Here is an 18,791-nt window from a genome sequence, read left to right as displayed (position 1 = left end):
GCTATCTTACTCGGCTTTTTTAGTTTTGCTTCTGTTGTACATTTTAGCTATAGCACTACATCATATAGCTCACTATCTATAATGAACGACGTTCCGCTTTGGTTGGAAAGATTCGGCACCAATCTTTTTTCATATCAACTACTTGCCACTGATGTTGTTTTGCAGCTTGCATCAATGCAGGGGTAAATTTACCTTCAAAAGAATCAGCGCCATATTGCCACTCACGTTCAGCATCGGTGTGATGGATTAACATCCCTAAACTGGCACCTTTTTGAGAGGTTGTCCATGATAGCATCGCTTGATCGCCCGTTGAGTTACCAACAGCAAGAATAGGACGCTTACCGATAATCGTCGCAATATTGATCGCTTTTTGTGGACCGTCATCAATATAGACCAACTTATTGTTTTTAATCAGTGTGCCATCTTTATAGGTATAACCAAAGGCAGTACCAATCACATTTTCAGCGGGAATGTGATAGATAGCTTCGCTCCACGGTTTAACAAATGCACCACCAGCACCCGTTACAATAAACACCTTAAATTTATGCGCATGGAGATAATCAATCAACTCTATCATCGGTTGATAAACTAAGTCTGTATATGAACGTTTAAAACGGGGAGACTGCGCTGTTGAGAGCCAATTTAAGACATCTTTATTATATTGCTTAGGCGTTAATCCTGCTTGAGATGTTGCAAGAATAGGCAGTAATGCCCCCCAACCTTTTGCAAAAATAGCTTTGGTGTTGTTGTCAAGTACCCACTTATACGGTGTTTCTGTTTTCCACTCAGGATGTTGTGCACTTTCATGCTTAATCTGACTAAAGGCAAACAAAAACTGCGTATAAGTTGGCTTTTCAGGCCACAATGTACCATCGTTATCTAACACCGCAATACGTGCACTGGGCTTGACGTAATCGGGATTACCGACGGTTGTTACTTCGTTAACAAACTGAGTAATAGCACTACGACTCGCACTACTATTCCATAATGGTAAAACATCACCATCATGACTGCATGTTGCACTATAAGCCGATGTTGATGCGGCAAGTAACGTAGCGATACCCACCCATATTGCTACCCTTTTTTTTCTAGTCACAAAGCTAGATCCTTGTTATTCGTTTTTAATGGTAATAAAAAGCAGGTCTTCGATAACCTGCTTTTTGTTTTATTTGATTCTAGTTGTAATCTGCGTAAGGGTTAACACTATTAAGCACAATAGCATGTTCAAACTCAGACAATTTAATCGCATCAGGTGTAATGGTTACTGAATGCTCATCCATCACTGCTTCACCAAACTGATAACGAATAGTTTCTTGTCCTTGGCATGCATTAACATCATTACTGCTTGTAACAGCTTTAACAGCCTGATTGCGCGTCTGATAAACAGCCATAGCATCATTACCGTATTTAGCGGTTAACATCGCAATAGTTTGTTGTGGTGATAACACTAAACCCGATGCATTATTGCCACCAAAACCTTTAGCGTTAAGAATAACTGCTTTATAGTTTTGACCATACTCACCTGCATAAGTGTGCTCCATTAAAATATTAAGATTAGAGCAATGCACATCATCAGCAATATGATCTATGGTATTAATCGCGGGTAACCAACCGTATTGCCATACACCAAGAGAAGCGACAAGTTGATCACCAGCAGCGGCACTCATAGAATGGCCTACATACGATTTAATTGCAGCAACAGGCCAACTTTCAATGCCAAACGTTTTAGCAACTTCGTTAAGAATATGGCTTTCTGTGACGCGGTTTTGTGGCGTTCCGGTACCATGTGCTTGGACAAATGTCTGCTTCACGCCCTCTTCACCTAGGATCGCCTTTGCCAATGCCGCCGCTTTTGCCACAGTGACATAGTTACCTACACCTGGCGCTGAAATTGACTTTTTATTGGCATCCGCATTAACAAATACATCAGCCACAGAACCATAAATATTAGCGCCTAATTCAAGGGCTAATTCATCATTCATTAACACCACAAATTGGGCTGACTCTGCCATTGTAAAACCAGCATTGGATGAGAATGGACGGCAAGCTCGACGGTTATCAACACTATCGATACCATCAAGCGTTTTTAATTGTTCATCTTCAGCCAGTGCACCCATCACTCGAAAGCCTTCCATGATCTCAGGCTCTACTGGTGCTTCGGCATTACCGACAATCACAACTTTTGCTTTGCCATGCTGAATATCATGCATACCTTGGCGAAGGTTATAAAGGAACGTTGCACATGCCCCCATATTCGTACCTGTTGCGCCAATACTGTTGATCACATAGCCGTTAATAAAATCTGCTGGCATTTCAGCAAAAGATAAAGCCATCATCTTTGAACTAACACGCCCACCAGTAAGGTGCGCAGCAATCATGCCCCCTAGTGAGTTATCATCAATTTGTGCTAGCCCGCTTCCAGCGTACACAGAGACTTCATCAGGGCGAATATGACGTAATACTTCATTCCACTCAAAACCTAATGAATTAAGGGCATCTGAAGCGCCATATACCGTTAGCGACAAGCCTCGTGGGTGAAAGCGAGAATTGTATAATTTGCTTGGTTCAAAACCAGTAGGAATATTACCGCCACTTGAAACAGGAAAAGCAACACGGCCTTCTACTAATGCGTCAAGGTTACCCATTACGGTGATCACCGCTTTTGCACCTTGAATATCAACTTGCCAGTTCGACGGAATATGATTAGGTAATTTAGATTTACGCAATGTAAATGTGATCTGATCATCTGCTGAATTTAAATTCGCTTTATATTGATATAGCAAATTATCAGGATCAAAAGAATGAATACGGCGCACGCAAGTGCCCGCTTTAATCGCGGTAATTATATCTTCGGTAATAGCACCATCGTCACTCAGTCCCATACGACGAGCAAGATCTTGCCATGTTGATTGCATTACATCATCAGATAGTACATCAGCGATCATCAGCTTATAGCTATGAAAGCCTGAACTACGACCAGCAGCATTGATGCCACCTAAACCCACAATTAGCGGTAATTTTGCCATTTTAATATCCTGAGATCGATTTAATACACCGTTGAAATCAGAATATCAGTATTAACCTATGATTCACTCTACGTTTGTGCCAAAATTACTTGTATTCCAGCCAAACTAACCAAAATATTACTCTAACGTATATTTTGTAATCAATTACGACGGAAACAAAAATAATGCGAGTAGGTTTTATTCTTTTCCACCGGGCACTTATCACTGGAATCTCATTAAGTGCCGAGATGTTAACCAGTGCTGCAAGTCTGCGTGATCGTAAAACTCAGCAACAATCGCCGTTTGAAATTAAGCTAATTGCTTCCAGTTTAGCATCGCCTACGTTAACCGCAGGTATTCGCATTCAACCCGATATTACCTTTGAAGATGATACAAATTTTGACATTATTATTGTGCCACCGATGTGGGGAAACCCTATCTCTTCAATTGCAAAACACCCTCAAATACCCGCATGGCTAATTAAGCAATATCATAATGGTGCGCAGATAATTGCCACAGGAACAGGCGTTACATGGCTAGCTGAAACTGGATTATTAAATCACCAAACAGCCACAACTCATTGGTATTTTTATGACAAATTTTCCCAACGTTACCCACAAATAAAACTTAATCGTCAGGCATCTATTACCTCGGCTAATGGTCTTTATTGCACTGAAAGTATTAACTCACAGACAGAAATGGTGCTGTTTTTAATTTCTAAATACTATGGTCAGAAAATTGCTAATACCATCGAAACTCATTATGGCCATGAAATAAGTAAATCAGGTCATCAACCTTTTTATGAGATTGGTGGTCAAGTACAATTTGATGAATCTATCGCTCAAGCACAAGATTGGATGCAACGCTGTATGTCGCAACCATTAACGACTCAGCAAATTGCCCAGCATTGTGGTCTACCTTTACGGAGCTTCAATCGTAAATTTAAAGATCAAGTGGGACAAGCCCCCCATCAATATCTGCAAAAAATACGAATGGAAACCGCTAAAGAGTTATTGCGTGATTTTGGGATGTCATTATCTGATGTATCAGAACAGGTGGGATATAAAGATCCGTATCATTTTTCAACACGGTTTCAAAAAGAATTTAATATTACCCCTTCTCAATATCGTAATATGGTGAAGGCAAAAGCCTACAACGTTCAATAATCAACATTTATAAAACCAATAAAAACGCCTAGCGCTAAGACTAGGCGTTTTTATTCTAATAAGTGAGTGACGGCGTCGATTAAAATTTTCGACTTGTTACATCTTCGTATTCGCCATCAATCACGTTTGAAGTTGTTTGACGTTGTTGACGAAACACACTATTCATTGTTTCATCTTGGCCAGCAAAACCTTCTGTAAAGTTCTTTTCTTCGTATTGCATACCTTCGGCAGCAAGTTTACGTTTAATAAATGGTTTCGCAATCATCGCCGCAATACCAAGGAATAGTGCCATAATAGCAGCAAAAGAAACTGCAAATAAGCCGATTACAACAGCAAAAAAACCAGTAAGTAAATTTCTCATGGACACGCCTCTCTAAAATCATATCAATCAGGCCGTTAAGTTATCTTAACATTTATCATGTACCTGATAAGTCTGCTTATGCGAACATCAATTCAATACTTTTATTATCGTTCTAAATAGTAGCGCCTTATAAATGAACCGACCATGAACATAAGTATAAATTTGCCACTTAAAGTAAGTTTTATTACACTTTATCGTAAAAAGAAAGATAAATCTTTTTAAGATAAAAAACTGATACTTAGTTTGCTGTAATAATGATTTAAACCGTTAGGCTCTTGACACTATGAATATCACATTGAATACGACTAATTTTATCATTTGCTAATAAAAAATAGGCATCTTGAGGTAAATCCTGAGAGAACACCTCATCATAGGTCATGCCAACATAGACTCCGCGAAATACAGCTCCTGTTAAACCATGTGAAATCACAATTGCATTTTCAGAAACAGAAATATCTGCTAAAAAATCTTCGATGCGATCTTTAACGTTAAAATACGATTCAGCATTTGGTGCCATTAAATACCAATCTTTCTGCTCGCAAAGCCGTGGTTGCTTCATTTTAAGGTCTGGAATATAAGCTTGTTCCCAATTACCTAAACAAAACTCTTGTAAACGCGGATCTTGCACAATGTCACTTGGGTCAATACCGATTTGTTGAGCAACAATTTCAGCGGTTTGAACTGCGCGACCTAATGGACTTGAATAAATAGTCCATTGACTTTTATTGGCTAACTTATTTTTTAGCGATAAACCAATAGCTAATGCTTGCTGTTGTCCTAAATTCGTTAAGTTAGAATTACAATGTCCTTGTAAGCGCTGTTGTGCATTAAAAACTGTTTGTCCGTGACGTAATAAAAATATACTTTTTGACATGGCATTCCCCCTTAAAGTGGATGTTAGGTTATACCATCTGCGCATCACCAACAATAACTAAGCCAAAAACAAACTTGAATTAATAGCAATTATTCTTATTAATCCCGTTCAACATTCTTATCTAAATCACATTAAAAACCACGACACGCAAACGCTTACCTTTTTTAAGCCTATGATTACAAAGAAATTAAATGAAAATAAATTACAAATGAGCCCTCTTTATCCCTAAAAGGTATCATGCTATTATGCCGTCCCTATTTGTACTACGAATATAAAATAGACAGTTTACTATGGTCTAATCTCTGCTTTTTTTAAGCAATTCGTATCTTTGGCTTATACGGATATAGCCTTTTAGGTAATTCATACAATAATTAAACATCACTGAGGCACACCACGTTATTACAACAACTTTGCTCTCAGTCGATAATAAGAATAGAGACTCTTAAATGGTAAATATCATTATTGACGGTAAAACGTTCAAGGTAAATAAAAGTCAAACCTTGCTCAACGCTGCACAACAATGTGGCATTACAATCCCCTCACTCTGTGATGTTGATGGTTTTCATCATAACTGCGACTTGTGTGACGTTGAAATTGAGCACCGTGGTATAGTCAAATCCTGTCGTGTCTACCCTACTGAAGGCATGAAAGTTACCACAACTTCTACCGCTTTGAACCAACGCCGTAAACATGCACTTGAGCAGCTTTTATCTGCACCTAATATCAGTTGTAGCGTGCCACCTTGCCAAGTTGCTTGCCCTGCTGATGTAGATATTCAATCCTATCTTTATTTTATTGCTACTAATCAGCCTCAAAAAGCGATTGAAGTTATCAAGAAAACTTTACCAATGCCCTTGTCTATTGGTCGAGTATGCCCTGCTTTTTGTGAAGCTAAATGTCAACGAAAATTAGTCGATGGTTCGATTGCAATTCGCCAAATTAAACGCTACGCCGCAGATATAGATTTAGCCTCTTTACAAGCATATACGCCAACGAAAAAGCCAACTAAACCGCAACGAATTGCTATTGTTGGTGCCGGTCCTGGTGGGTTAAGTTGTGGTTACTTCCTCAGCAATGAAGGTTACAACGTCACTGTTTTTGAATCGATGCCACAAGCTGGCGGTTGGTTACGTTATGGTATTCCAGAATACCGCTTACCTAAAGATGTATTAGATCAAGAAATTGACATCATGTGCCGTAATGGTATGACAATCGAAACCAATAAAAAATTAGGGACTGATTTTAGCTTATCGTCACTAAAACAAGATTATGACGCAGTGTGTTTGGCTGTTGGTGCTTCACTTGCTAGTGAAATGCGTTATGACGGTACTGATCTAAAAGGCCATTATCTTGGTGTCGACTTTTTAAAAGATCAAATATTGGATAAGCAATACACGATTGGTAAAAAAGTAGCCGTGATTGGTGGCGGCAATACTGCTATTGATTGCGCTCGAACAGCGCTACGCTTAGGTGCAGACACGACCCTGATCTATCGTCGTACTCGTGATGAAATGCCCGCTGAATTATATGAAATTGAAGAAGCTGAACATGAAGGCGTTAAATTCTTATTTTTAACCAACCCTGTTGAAAATATTGCAGATGAAAATGGTCGCGTATGCCAAGTTAAATTAGAAACTATGGCACTGGGTGAACCTGACGCTTCTGGTCGTTGCTCACCTAGAGCAACAGGTGAATATATCTATGCTGAATTTGACACTGTGATTGCCGCTGTTTCACAAAAAACAGATACGCGCTTTTTAGATAATGACAGCATTGAGTTACCAATGAGTCGTTGGAACACGCTCGATACCGATGAACAAACGATGTACTCTGGCGTTGATAATATTTTTGGCATCGGTGATTTTCGTCGTGGTCCAGCAACAGCCATTGAGGCGATTGCTGATGGTCGTAAAGCAGCACAAGCTATTGATGCTAATTTTGGTGGCGATATGGAGAAGCTTTACACTGAATCATTCCGCGAACGTAATGTTAGCCGTAGCCATTTAATTCGTCCAGATCATGTCAACAAACTCAAAGATGTGATGCGCTCATTACTATCAACTAATAACGCCACTGATATTGAAACAGAACTTGAGCATGCGTTAACACAAGTAATGCGCAATAAGATGGCAGAACTTAAGCTACATGAACGTCATTTAAGTTTTAATGAGGTTGAAAGCGGTTATAGTGACCAAGTTGCTATTAATGAAGCTAAACGTTGTCTCAGCTGTGGTTGTCATGATGGTAATAACTGTAAACTGCGTCATTACGCGACTGATTATAAAGTTGATAAAAACTTAATAATTAGTGGGTTACGACCAATTACAGCATGATCACTTCTAAAGTAGCCTTAAAGAGCTAATAAAAAAGCCACTGTCGATATTTGTTATTTAAACAAATACCACCAGTGGCTTTTATTTAACGTAAATCATGAGATAACGCTAAATTATTCGACTAAATTCATTGGACGTAATTTTACATACTCAAATAATTTATATTCATCAGCGGCAGTTAAAAAGTTGAGAAAATGCGCGCTTTCTAAATGTGCATCAAGGTGAGCTTGTGACAGCCATACTTCTTGCATCACAAATAATCCTGCTTCATTTTGATCAGCAAACAGCTTATAACTTTCACAACCTGCTTCTAAATGCGTTGGCGCAATAAGTGACTCTAATAATGCTTGCGCTTTCTCGATACAATGAGAATTAGCTTTAATTTCTGCTAATAAATAAATCATCCGTTAACACTCCGTAAAAATTTGCTCATTCTGCCAACGTGACTTTGGCACCTCAACATTAAAATCATCAGCACTATGATAGCCAATAGGTACAACGACTAAACTTGTAAGACCTTGCGCATTAAGATCAAATTCTTTATCTAAAGTCTCACGATCAAAACCTTCAAGAGGTACTGCATCAATCCCCATTGCAGCAACACCTAATAGCAACGAACCAATATTAAGATATACTTGTTTCTGCATCCAATGATCAGCATCACCTAATGTTTTTCGATGTAAATCAACAAAGAAATTACGTCCATCAACCATGCGTTGCTTTGATTGTTCATTTGAGAAACGACCATCTTGCTGTTCACACGCTAATAGATCATTTAAGTAATCATCATCTACCGTTGTTTTTGAGCAAAAAACTAATACATGTGACGCATTTAAAATTTTAGGTTTATTAAATACATACGGTCCTTCAGCTGCTGTCGCTATACGCTGTTTCGCGTCATCTGTAGCGGCAACAATAATATGCCAAGGCTGTGAGTTTACACTAGAAGCACTTAATCTAATTAACGCTTTAATTTGTTGTAATTGATCATCTGTTAACTTACGAGAAGGATCAAAAGCTTTGGTTGAATAGCGCTTCTTCGCAGCATCTACAATAGTCATATTATTTTCCTGTACCGTATAATCTTTAATGCTATACCATACTCTTAGATGATAAAAAGGAAAACCTATACACTATATCGATTTTCCAAAACTCATTTTTACTCTCAGAAACGATTATTACAATGTTGTACGCGTTACTTCATATCTTCTTCGATAGCCTTAAGTCCTGCTTGGCGTCCTAGCTCATAGCCTGCATTTAATTTATTGACATCACGTGTTAGACGCTTAATCAAAAAATCTTTATTAGGAACAATGGCTGTAATTCGACAATCAGCTGGCGGATTATGAATAAAGTACAATGCCTTATTATAACGAGATTCCTTTGTCAAAAATTCTTGACCAAATACTGGCGTTGTTTTAAAAATTTTGCGGGTTAACCACGGCACTTGATGGCTATGAACAAAATTTGCCTGCGCATGAGATAGTACGACGGTAATATCACGCGCCCCACGACGATAAGCTTCAATAACGGGAATAGGATCAGCAATGCCACCATCACTCATCGCAATACCATCTACTTTAGGAAAATTACGATAAACAATCGGTAATGCGCAGGTTGCGGTCATCAGACTTTGTAAATTATCACGTTTCACTTCAATATAATCAGCATCGCCAGTAGCTATATTCGTTGTGGTAGCAAAAAGCGGGATCCCTTGGCTTTCATATTTATCAACTTCAAGTGGTAAATTATTAATACTTTCAGACCATAGCCAATCAATATCAATAAGGTTGCCCCCTTTTGCAAAGCGAACGTAGTTAATAAATGACTTACTGCGAGCATATTCCGTGATCACTTGGTAGTTACGTTTATGGTTTTTACACAAGTAACCCATTAACACCATTGATCCGGCAGAAACACCAATCGTAAAATCGAATGGGTTGTAATCTTTTTCAAGAAATGCATCAAGAACACCCGTAGCAAAAATGCCACGCATTGCTCCACCCTCAACAACCAAAGCACGCTTAGGTGTATCATTCATAACATTTATCCTTATAAGTTATAAACTTATTGAAATCCAATCGCATGTGACATCAGAGTATCAATATAAGCCGAATATTACTGTGCACAATAATAGAAAAAGCATACTTTTATTGCATATTTCAGTTTAAAAACAACCACACTGCTCATATGAGGGTTATTCCACTTAGTAAATATATAAGCTTTTTTAAAACTTACAAAAATAAAACACGTAATTTCAACCACAACCACCGACTAATATTTATTCTTCAGTCATCGTTATTGCTGAAATAAAACAAGCATCAATGCACTCTAGACAACGATTACATTTGTCTGTATCAATAACTGGCTTTTTATCTGCATACCATGTGATTGCCTGCTTTGAACACGAATCATTACAACTTTCACAATAGCCATATAAATTATCACAAGTATTACTGATCACTAATCGAGGCTGTTTAACTGGCGGCCGCGCAAAATGGGTAAATAATTGACGACGGCTATATTGCTTTGAATCACGCATTGAAATAAATCTTAGTCGGTGTTTTAACAGCATTAAACTGCAGAGCAAGCTCTGTAATAAAACGTTGGCCTAATTCAGCTAAGTCACGATAAGCACCAACGGGCGCAGCTTGTTGTAATAATTCTAAATAATGTTCTGACCAAGGCAATAAATGGTTGGATAATAACTCAGTAACAGCGTCATATTGTTGCTCTTCAATTAAGCTGGCGATTACCATCACCATTAATCCAAATTGATCTTCAGGTTCATTATGTTTTGCTTCAAATTCAATCCTGTTTTGTTGTAAAAAATGACGAAAAGCGAGGGTTGAATCACCAAATACCACCGATTCTTTATCTAAATAAACCGATCCCCAAGGTGGTGCTTCCATTTCACCAACACCAGTAAATAATTGATCATGCCAGACAGATAAAGTATGAGGATCTGTCGCCGAAATGGCTGCTGTGGTTTTATCAAACAGAGAAAATCCGCTGTTATCTAACGCTAAAACTGCATTAATACCTACCGTTTCATATTGGCTTGGATGGTAATAAAACAAACCACCGATAATTCTACTTAATACTTTTATATTTTCCATATCATTACAAATGAACATAGTTTCTCATCATCTATTAATTTATATCTTTAACATAATAATGCTTTGAAACTATTTTACATATATTGATACAAAACAATAAATGATAATTTGATAAAGGCATAATTGCGCCATCACAAACAAAGAAGTAATGTCGTAAGGATATATCGTGTCGAATTCAAAAAAGCCACTGAGCATAACTCGTCGTAGCGTGCTTAAAAGTGGATCTTTACTGGCTGCTGCCGCTGGAGGAATGTCCCTACCATTTACCAGTGTTAAAGCCATTGCTAAAGAAACACCAATCAAACCCAATGAACACATTGTTTGGTCATCATGTACTGTTAACTGCGGCTCTCGTTGCCCATTACGAATGCATGTTGTTGATGGTGAGATTAAATATGTAGAAACAGACAACACCGGTGATGATGTGTTTAACCATTCTCACCAAGTACGTGCCTGTTTACGTGGGCGTTCAATGCGTCGCCGAGTTTACAACCCCGATCGTCTCAAATACCCATTAAAACGTATTGGTAAACGTGGTGAAGGTAAATTTCAACGTATTAGTTGGGATGAAGCATTTGATATCATCGGCAATAGTCTCAAGCATACGATTAAAGAATATGGTAATGATGCGATCTACCTCAACTATGGCACTGGAACCCTTGGTGGAACGGTAACAAAAAGTTGGGATCCATCAAGCACGCTTATCGCTCGTATGATGAACCTTTGTGGTGGCTACTTGAACCACTATGGTGACTATTCTGCGGCAAACATTGAGCGTATGAGTGAATTCTTCTACGGCGCATTTGTTGATAATAACAGCATTGATGATGTTCAAAATGCTGATTTATGTATCATGTTTGGTAATAACCCAGCAGAAACACGCATGTCTGGTGGCGGTCAAGTTCACAGTTTTGTTGATGGCCAAAAAATCCATCATACTCGCACTATTTGTATTGATCCGCGTTATACCGATACAGCCGGTGGTCGTGAAGATCAGTGGATTCCAATTAAACATGGTACTGATGCTGCATTATGTGCCGCAATCGCCCATGTATTAATTACAGAAAATAAAGTTGATCAGCCATTTCTAAATAAATACTGTGTTGGCTACGATGCTACAACATTACCGTCATCTGCGCCTAAAAATGGCAGCTACAAAGACTATATTTTAGGTAATGGCGATGATAAAACCGCGAAAACACCGCAATGGGCAGCCCCTATTACAGGTATTCCAGCAGATATAATCATCAAGCTTGCGCGTGAAATCGGCAATGCTGATCGCACTTATATTACTCAAGGTTGGGGATTACAACGTTCAGCAAACGGTGAACAAGCGTGTAAAGCAATCATGATGTTATCTTTATTGCGTGGTCAAGTAGGCCTTCAAGGTGGTGGTACTGGTGCTCGTGAAGGTAATCATAGTTACCCTTTTGTTCGTTTCCCTAAAGTTGATAATCCAATAAAAACCGCTATTCCAATGTTTTTATGGACCGATGCTATTTTCCGTGCCAATGAAATGACGGATAAAACCGATGGTATTCTCGGCGCTGAAAAGCTCAATAATCCAATTAAGTTTATCTGGAACTATGCGGGTAACTGTCTGATTAACCAACATTCAGATATCAACCGTACCCATGATATTTTACAAGATGAAAAAGCCTGCGAAATGATTGTGGTGATTGATAACCACATGACATCATCTGCAAAATATGCCGATATTGTCCTGCCAGACTGTACCACATCAGAACAATCAGATTTCTGCATGGACGGTGCAGCGGCATCCATGCCCTATTTCATTTTTGCAAGCCAAGCCATTAAACCGCGCTTTGAGTGCAAACCTATTTACGACATCATGTCTGGCGTTGCCAAACGTATGGGTGTTGAGCAAGCCTTTACTGAAGGCCGTACTCAGGAAGAATGGTTACAGTGGATGTATGCTGAAACTGTTAAGCAAAATAATGATCCCGATTTACCTGATTACGACACCATGCGAAAACAAGGGATCTATAAAAAGCAATTTGATCGCCCACATGTACCTTATGAGGACTTCCGCGCAGATCCGATTGCTAACCCACTTTCGACACCATCAGGAAAAATTGAGATTTACTCAGAGCAATTAGCAGTTATCGCTAAAGAATGGACTCTTGGTAAAGATGAATTCATCACTCCTATTGCCGAATACCATTCAACGTTTAATGGTTGGGATGCAAAAGAACGTGAACAATTCCCATTACAATTAACCGGTTTCCACTATAAAGCCCGTGCCCATTCAACTTACGGTAATGTTGATATTTTAAAAGCTGCAGCGCCGCAAGAACTATGGATGAACCCTGTCGATGCAGCGCCTCGCGGCATTAAAAATGGCGATCTAGTTAGTGTTCGTAGTCAGCAAGGCGAAGTTAACGTGCGTGTAAAAGTCACTCCTCGCATCATGCCCCATGTCACAGCTCTTGGTGAAGGCGCTTGGTATTCACCCAACAGTAAAGGTGTTGATCAGGCAGGTTCAATCAATGTTCTCACTACCAGCCGTCCAAGTCCGTTAGCAAAATCTAACCCATCTCACACCAACCTAGTTGAAGTGAAACTCGTTAAAAGCATGGGAGCTGTATAATGACACCGAAAAAACAATACGGTTTTTACATCGATTCAAGTAAATGTACAGGCTGTAAGACCTGCCAATTATCATGTAAAGACAATAAAGATCTGGGCATTGATCGTAACTTTCGTCGAATTTATGAATATGTAGGTGGCAATTGGAGTGAGAATAACGGCGTATTTCGCCAAGATGTGTTCTCATATTATCTCTCAATTTCGTGTAATCACTGTGATGATCCTGCTTGTACTAAAGTATGCCCATCAGGCGCTATGCATAAACGTGAAGAAGATGGTTTAGTTGTTGTCAATGAAGATGTTTGCATTGGTTGTAAATATTGTCACATGGCATGTCCATATGGTGCGCCGCAATACAGTGAAGAAAAAGGCCATATGACCAAATGTGACGGCTGTTTTGAGCGTGTTGCTGAAGGGCTAATGCCTATTTGTGTTGATAGTTGTCCATTGCGTGCTATCGAGTTTGGGGAAATAAGCGAGCTGCGCAAGAAATACGGCACCAATGCTAATTGTGCTCCACTGCCAGATTCAAACATTACCCATCCAAACTTGATCATTAAGTTAAATCCAAACGGTAAGCCTGTAGGTGATACCAGTGGCTTTTTACAGAACCCTCGAGAGGTAAAATAATGCTATATCCTGAATTACCCCTGGTTGCCTTCACTGTATTAGCACAAACAGCCGTCGGCGGTTATATCATTACAGCAGGACGGTTATCTCAACTGGGATCAGCAGCCAAACATCGCCAGCCTTTGGTATTAAGTATGATTGTATTATGGGCATTTATGGCAATCGGTTTTGCTGCTTCTACTATGCACCTCGGCAGCCCTTTACGGGCATTTAATGCGCTTAACCGTGTTGGTCACTCTGGTTTATCGAATGAAATCTTAACTGGTAGTATATTTTTTGCTGTAGGTGGCCTGTATTGGTTAGCTGACCTGCTCAAAATAGTGACTGAATCTGTATTAAAAATTGCACGTATTATTGTGGCAATTGCCGGCATTGTATTTATGGCGGCAATGATCAAAGTATACTTGATTAATACCGTACCCGTTTGGGATAGCAGTTTTACTTACGTTGAATTTATTGGCACTGTATTAATGTCAGGTGTATTACTGGGTTATGTATTGCTCAATCTAACCCAAACTGCCACTGCGACATTAAACACTAAACTAGCAATTTTTGGTGTTTGCATGATTGCTATACATCTGGTTATCACTGCTTGGCAATTGGTTGATATCGCAACAATAACTACATCAATTCAAACTGGAGCTGAACATTTAGCGGTTTACTCAGGGTCAATTATTACGCGCTTGGTATTACTGGTGATAGCTGGAGGGCTATGGTTATTCTCTGCGTTTAAAGCACATCAAACTAAAGCAATTACAGCCATTAGTTTGCTGGCTTTTATCGTGATGTTTATTGCTGAACTTATCGGTCGCGGCGTTTTTTACGGCTTACACTTCACCGTTGGAATCATATAATTGATTTAATATTATAAGCATAATGAAAAACGCCATACACGACCTAAAAAGTGTGGATGGCGTTTTAATCTAAATTACTGCACCATTGCTTTAGTATTCAAATAAGATTTAACCGCTCTAAAACTAGCAGCAAACGTTAACCCTGCAGTAATAACTGGGAACACAAACATTAATGGTCTTAACGTTGTCATTATTGCGATAACTGATTCTGATGTTGGCTGATAAAGAGGAAGAAAATAAACAATGCTATAACTTAAGCATAATGTAATCACTAAAAATACAGCAGCAACAATCACACCGAATAACCATGACTCATCGGTTAATTGTGCAAACATTTTACCATAACGTTCAGCACCAGATTTACTTATACCCACCACTAACTTCATCCTTTAAGCGCGTTAATAAATCATCTCCAATATAATCATTAATATCTATCAGAGATGATGTCTTGTTTTACTAATTACGATATAACGTCACAATGTTTTGAGGTATAAAATTAACCATATCGCCCTGAACAAGCATTTCTAGTTCAATATCAGAACTCACTTCGATCACTTCACCCTTCATAAAATCAGACTGACAATCAACAATTTTCACTTTAATTTCATGTTTATTTGAGCGAAGTTTTGCGGTTTCTCCTATCTCGATCGGCTTGTAAATATCAACAGGTGCTTTACCAAAGAAAGATCTTGGACCATTTACGTCATCCCACTGCATCGTCATTTCCTTATGATTAATATATCTAACCTGACTCATTCCATGTAAGTCGAGTAAATTTGGTTATTGCTTCTGTAACATAACCATCACATTTTATAGTGAGTTTAATTATTTATTCAACGAAAAAAACGACAAAAAAGGTGATTAAAACCACGAATACAGCCTATTTTAAGCTACTTTTATTTCGTTTATGACAACGATGTAAGGTTTTATTTCTTTAAATAACTAAACTCAATATTTTTATCTAATAAATAAAATTAACAAACAAATGTTAATGATAATCAATAAAGCCTACACGATTATAATGCTTCAAAATCAGCTCTCTGTTTTTCTATACTTACAAATTTAATGATCTTCTCCCACTTACTTGATTGGTATGTCATCATTAAATATCCTTTTTCACCAGATAAGCCTTTTAGCTCAACTATAGCTTTGCTGCCATCTTTTCCATGCCAATGAGACAACCAATTACCACAATCATTAGCCTTTAAACATTGATAGAATGCGTTGTCGTCATCATTATTATTAGCCGAATAATCAGTTAGTTGGGGAGGATTGTATTTTTTAGTTAAGCTTGTTTTTACTTGACTGTACAAAGCTTTCCCTGCAACGCCAAGCGTATCACTAGAAATATTTCGACTAACGAGCATTACTTTTTGAAGCCCATGTTTATGATCGATAACTACGATATAACGCTCACCATAAGAAACTTTTTTTATCGGTTGCGTTGTTTCACACACCATTAAATGTTTTCTAGTAGAACAATCAGTTAACAACACTTTACTGCTTATTTGCTGATAAGATTGCCCCCATACAAAACCAAATGGTGCTTCAATTTCATTTGCAATCGTATTTAATGGTAATGTAATCAAAAAAAAGCCAACAAGCATTTTCATAACAAATCCTTTTGTTTCCATCGCATTCAAAGCCAAGATTCAACCATCCCGCTGAATCTCGATATTAACAGCTAACAGCCACCATATAAACCAAATGGCATATTATTATGTGTTAATTATTTTCTGCAACATTTCAGTAAGAATAGATTTGTGACGCTCCGCTCAAAACAATCAGTAATAGGATATTTATTCCATTGCATCGATGGATTGTTATGCTGTTTAGTAGACTTGAATAGTAAATTAATCATCATTGGTTAAATCTTTTAACCAAAAAAGTAATCCTGTAATAGATAGACACAATACAACAGGCACAACTAAGGCGTAATTTAATGAGAGCGCCATTAAATTACTACCAACGATAGCGCCAATAAAAATAGCAAGCCATAAGCTAATTTGTTTAAAAAATAGTTGCTTATCTCCTTGACCAAGCAGTAGTAATGCCAACTCTCGTCCTGTATTTGCGAGAAAAGCGGTTGCAAATGTTAATGGCATCGCCTTACTGATTGTGATCCTTAATGCAATGTTTTGTAGCCCCATCGCAAAAGCAAGTACAAAGTTAGTTGCCATTGGAACGGTAATTTTTTCGATAAAAATAGCGCTACATAACAATATAGAAACAGCACTCATCACCAGCCAACGATAATTTTTTTTATGCAATACAGCAATCATCTCACCGACGGTGATCCCTGTAACAAACAGTAAGATCACTCCTATATAAGATATTGATTGTCCATATTGATGATTAGACAACAACATTGCCACGTGTGTTGTATTACCACTCATGAAGGATACAAATAAACCATTTTTAAGATGGATAAAACCAATAGCATCAACAATACCTGCGCTAAATAATAATAAGAATGGCATAGCCGAAAGAATAGTCGGTTTAATTAAAGATAGGTTCAATGGCTTAAAGTATTAAATAATGATAACAATTTCGTCAGTATTACATTTATTTTGAGTATTTAACATAGGTTAAACATAGCCATAATAGTTTTGAGAATATTATGACTATGTTATTTATTACTTAATCACGCCACAAACCATACGTGCACCACCACCACCAAGAGGTTTAGGGTGATCAACCTTGCCTTTCATGTCGACATAAATGATATTTTGGGACAGCCATATCTTTTTTAATACAAAACATATCGTTATCCCCCTATTTGACCATTGAAATAGTTATGTTATTTCTTTTCAATTACTGCTCACCCACGTATATTTACGTCGACTTTATTACTAGCAGTTGGTCAATGAGTATCTATAACTCAAAGCATAAAGGAGTATGCAATGCATCAAACAATCACATCATTACTTATTATTGATCCTCAATACGACTTTTATGATGTTCCATTACATCAGCAACTTAATGTAGCCGCACAGACAATCTCTCCCGCCCTTCCTGTTCCTCATTCATGGGAAGACGCGCAACGATTGGCTCGCTTTATTCATAATCAACAAACTAGCATCAACAATATCGTGGTAACCCTTGATAGCCACCATGAATACGATATTGCACATTCGATTTATTGGCAAAATAAGCTTGGTCAACATCCAGCCCCATTTACGCTTATTAGTTATCAAGATATTGTTGATGGTCTGTGGCAGCCAACCGATCTAGAACAACTTAACCATGTACTTGAATATACTCAGTCTCTTGAGCAAACAGGTAAATACAGCCTCATTATTTGGCCTACACACTGTGTTACTGATTCAGTTGGTCATACTGTTGTGGCACCAATTCAAACAGCTATTGAGAATTGGGAAAAGCAGAAAAACACTTCACGCCACACCATATCTAAAGGTGAAAACCCACATACTGAACACTATGGCGGATGTGAGGCTGAATACCCACTCCATGATGATATAAAGACCCAGTTTGATCCCCAATTAACTGCATTAGTCATACATAGTGATCGTGTCTTTATTTCAGGACAAGCCCTATCTCACTGCGTCGCTAGTACTGTAGAACAAATGGTCGACAAGCTACCGCGCGATGACATTCGTAAATTAACTCTTCTAATTGATACCACCAGCGCTGTTGCTGGCTTTGAAAAACAAGCACAAGCCTTTGTTGAAAGAATGCTCGCTTTAGGTGTTAACATCGCTAATACAACCGATGTTATCCGCCGTTAGATCTCATATTGCGCGAGGTAACTGCGCAATATGAACAGTAATAACATTGAAATTTCTCAAACTTTTTTATGATAGTACTATCATTATTTT

At 38.3% G+C, this 18,791-nt stretch carries 19 protein-coding genes; 6 read left to right on the top strand and 13 right to left on the bottom strand.

Annotated elements, in window-relative coordinates; all coding sequences use genetic code 11:
• Nucleotides 1-76: 76 nt before the first annotated feature.
• Together PAND9192_RS06465 and PAND9192_RS06460 are read right to left on the bottom strand one after the other, a co-directional pair.
• Nucleotides 77-1,096, bottom strand: coding sequence for an HAD family hydrolase (locus PAND9192_RS06465; RefSeq protein ID WP_234998994.1), 1,020 nt, complete (start codon nucleotides 1,094-1,096; stop codon nucleotides 77-79).
• Between the two features lie 79 nt (nucleotides 1,097-1,175).
• On the bottom strand, nucleotides 1,176-3,026 hold the full coding sequence (locus PAND9192_RS06460; protein WP_087853069.1) for a beta-ketoacyl synthase: 1,851 nt from the start codon (nucleotides 3,024-3,026) through the stop codon (nucleotides 1,176-1,178).
• A 164-nt stretch (nucleotides 3,027-3,190) separates the two neighbouring features.
• On the opposite strand from PAND9192_RS06460, the gene PAND9192_RS06455 reads away from it, so the two are divergent.
• Nucleotides 3,191-4,171 carry a GlxA family transcriptional regulator gene (locus PAND9192_RS06455; protein WP_087853068.1) on the top strand — a complete coding sequence of 327 codons (981 nt, stop codon included), beginning with the start codon at nucleotides 3,191-3,193 and terminating at the stop codon, nucleotides 4,169-4,171.
• Nucleotides 4,172-4,250: 79 nt separating this feature from the next.
• Here the strand turns inward: PAND9192_RS06455 and PAND9192_RS06450 are convergent, their stop codons facing one another.
• Together PAND9192_RS06450 and PAND9192_RS06445 are read right to left on the bottom strand one after the other, a co-directional pair.
• Entirely contained in the window at nucleotides 4,251-4,532 is a 282-nt protein-coding gene (locus PAND9192_RS06450; RefSeq protein WP_087853067.1) for a hypothetical protein, read from the bottom strand.
• Between the two features lie 259 nt (nucleotides 4,533-4,791).
• Nucleotides 4,792-5,406 carry a histidine phosphatase family protein gene (locus PAND9192_RS06445; protein WP_087853066.1) on the bottom strand — a complete coding sequence of 205 codons (615 nt, stop codon included), beginning with the start codon at nucleotides 5,404-5,406 and terminating at the stop codon, nucleotides 4,792-4,794.
• Between the two features lie 446 nt (nucleotides 5,407-5,852).
• On the opposite strand from PAND9192_RS06445, the gene PAND9192_RS06440 reads away from it, so the two are divergent.
• On the top strand, nucleotides 5,853-7,739 hold the full coding sequence (locus PAND9192_RS06440) for an FAD-dependent oxidoreductase (protein ID WP_087853065.1): 1,887 nt from the start codon (nucleotides 5,853-5,855) through the stop codon (nucleotides 7,737-7,739).
• A 113-nt stretch (nucleotides 7,740-7,852) separates the two neighbouring features.
• On the opposite strand, the gene PAND9192_RS06435 is transcribed toward PAND9192_RS06440, so the two are convergent.
• From PAND9192_RS06435 to dmsD, 5 genes are all read right to left on the bottom strand, one after another.
• Complete coding sequence (locus PAND9192_RS06435) at nucleotides 7,853-8,143, bottom strand: putative quinol monooxygenase (protein WP_087853064.1); 291 nt, start codon at nucleotides 8,141-8,143, stop codon at nucleotides 7,853-7,855.
• Nucleotides 8,144-8,146: 3 nt separating this feature from the next.
• On the bottom strand, nucleotides 8,147-8,800 hold the full coding sequence (gene nfsB / locus PAND9192_RS06430) for an oxygen-insensitive NAD(P)H nitroreductase (protein WP_087853063.1): 654 nt from the start codon (nucleotides 8,798-8,800) through the stop codon (nucleotides 8,147-8,149).
• A gap of 134 nt (nucleotides 8,801-8,934) precedes the next feature.
• On the bottom strand, nucleotides 8,935-9,780 hold the full coding sequence (locus PAND9192_RS06425; protein WP_087853062.1) for a patatin-like phospholipase family protein: 846 nt from the start codon (nucleotides 9,778-9,780) through the stop codon (nucleotides 8,935-8,937).
• A gap of 240 nt (nucleotides 9,781-10,020) precedes the next feature.
• Nucleotides 10,021-10,281, bottom strand: a complete 261-nt coding sequence (locus PAND9192_RS06420) for a 4Fe-4S binding protein (protein ID WP_087853061.1) — start codon at nucleotides 10,279-10,281, stop codon at nucleotides 10,021-10,023.
• A complete protein-coding gene (gene dmsD, locus PAND9192_RS06415; protein WP_087853060.1) occupies nucleotides 10,274-10,876 on the bottom strand; it encodes a Tat proofreading chaperone DmsD in 603 nt (200 codons plus the stop codon). Before dmsD ends, PAND9192_RS06420 begins: the two co-directional genes overlap by 8 nt.
• A 148-nt stretch (nucleotides 10,877-11,024) precedes the next feature.
• On the opposite strand from dmsD, the gene PAND9192_RS06410 reads away from it, so the two are divergent.
• Genes PAND9192_RS06410 through PAND9192_RS06400 form a run of 3 tightly spaced genes read left to right on the top strand, consistent with a single transcriptional unit; the run spans nucleotide 11,025 to nucleotide 14,952 of the window.
• Nucleotides 11,025-13,469: a DmsA/YnfE/YnfF family dimethyl sulfoxide reductase gene (locus PAND9192_RS06410; protein ID WP_087853059.1), complete on the top strand. Its 2,445-nt coding sequence runs from the start codon at nucleotides 11,025-11,027 to the stop codon at nucleotides 13,467-13,469.
• Complete coding sequence (locus tag PAND9192_RS06405; protein ID WP_065167657.1) at nucleotides 13,469-14,098, top strand: DMSO/selenate family reductase complex B subunit; 630 nt, start codon at nucleotides 13,469-13,471, stop codon at nucleotides 14,096-14,098. The genes PAND9192_RS06410 and PAND9192_RS06405 overlap by 1 nt, the downstream gene beginning before the upstream one ends.
• Nucleotides 14,098-14,952, top strand: coding sequence for a dimethyl sulfoxide reductase anchor subunit family protein (locus PAND9192_RS06400; RefSeq protein WP_087853058.1), 855 nt, complete (start codon nucleotides 14,098-14,100; stop codon nucleotides 14,950-14,952). Before PAND9192_RS06405 ends, PAND9192_RS06400 begins: the two co-directional genes overlap by 1 nt.
• 74 nt (nucleotides 14,953-15,026) lie before the next feature.
• Here the strand turns inward: PAND9192_RS06400 and PAND9192_RS06395 are convergent, their stop codons facing one another.
• From PAND9192_RS06395 to PAND9192_RS06380, 4 genes are all read right to left on the bottom strand, one after another.
• Nucleotides 15,027-15,329, bottom strand: a complete 303-nt coding sequence (locus PAND9192_RS06395) for a hypothetical protein (protein ID WP_129583716.1) — start codon at nucleotides 15,327-15,329, stop codon at nucleotides 15,027-15,029.
• Nucleotides 15,330-15,408: 79 nt separating this feature from the next.
• Nucleotides 15,409-15,669 (bottom strand): hypothetical protein, encoded by a 261-nt coding sequence (locus PAND9192_RS06390; protein ID WP_087853057.1) that lies wholly within the window; start codon nucleotides 15,667-15,669, stop codon nucleotides 15,409-15,411.
• 299 nt (nucleotides 15,670-15,968) lie between these two features.
• On the bottom strand, nucleotides 15,969-16,565 hold the full coding sequence (locus PAND9192_RS06385) for a hypothetical protein (RefSeq protein WP_087853056.1): 597 nt from the start codon (nucleotides 16,563-16,565) through the stop codon (nucleotides 15,969-15,971).
• 240 nt (nucleotides 16,566-16,805) lie between these two features.
• A complete protein-coding gene (locus PAND9192_RS06380) occupies nucleotides 16,806-17,432 on the bottom strand; it encodes a YoaK family protein (RefSeq protein ID WP_087853055.1) in 627 nt (208 codons plus the stop codon).
• Nucleotides 17,433-17,855: 423 nt separating this feature from the next.
• On the opposite strand from PAND9192_RS06380, the gene PAND9192_RS06375 reads away from it, so the two are divergent.
• Nucleotides 17,856-18,701, top strand: coding sequence for a cysteine hydrolase family protein (locus tag PAND9192_RS06375; RefSeq protein ID WP_087853054.1), 846 nt, complete (start codon nucleotides 17,856-17,858; stop codon nucleotides 18,699-18,701).
• Nucleotides 18,702-18,791: the final 90 nt, after the last annotated feature.

The sequence above is a fragment of the Photobacterium andalusiense genome (assembly GCF_900185625.1).
In the GTDB taxonomy this organism is placed as follows: Bacteria; Pseudomonadota; Gammaproteobacteria; order Enterobacterales; family Vibrionaceae; genus Photobacterium; species Photobacterium aquimaris.
The sequence above is the reverse complement of the archived record's forward strand: the minus strand, read 5'-3'. Positions and strand labels throughout refer to the sequence as shown.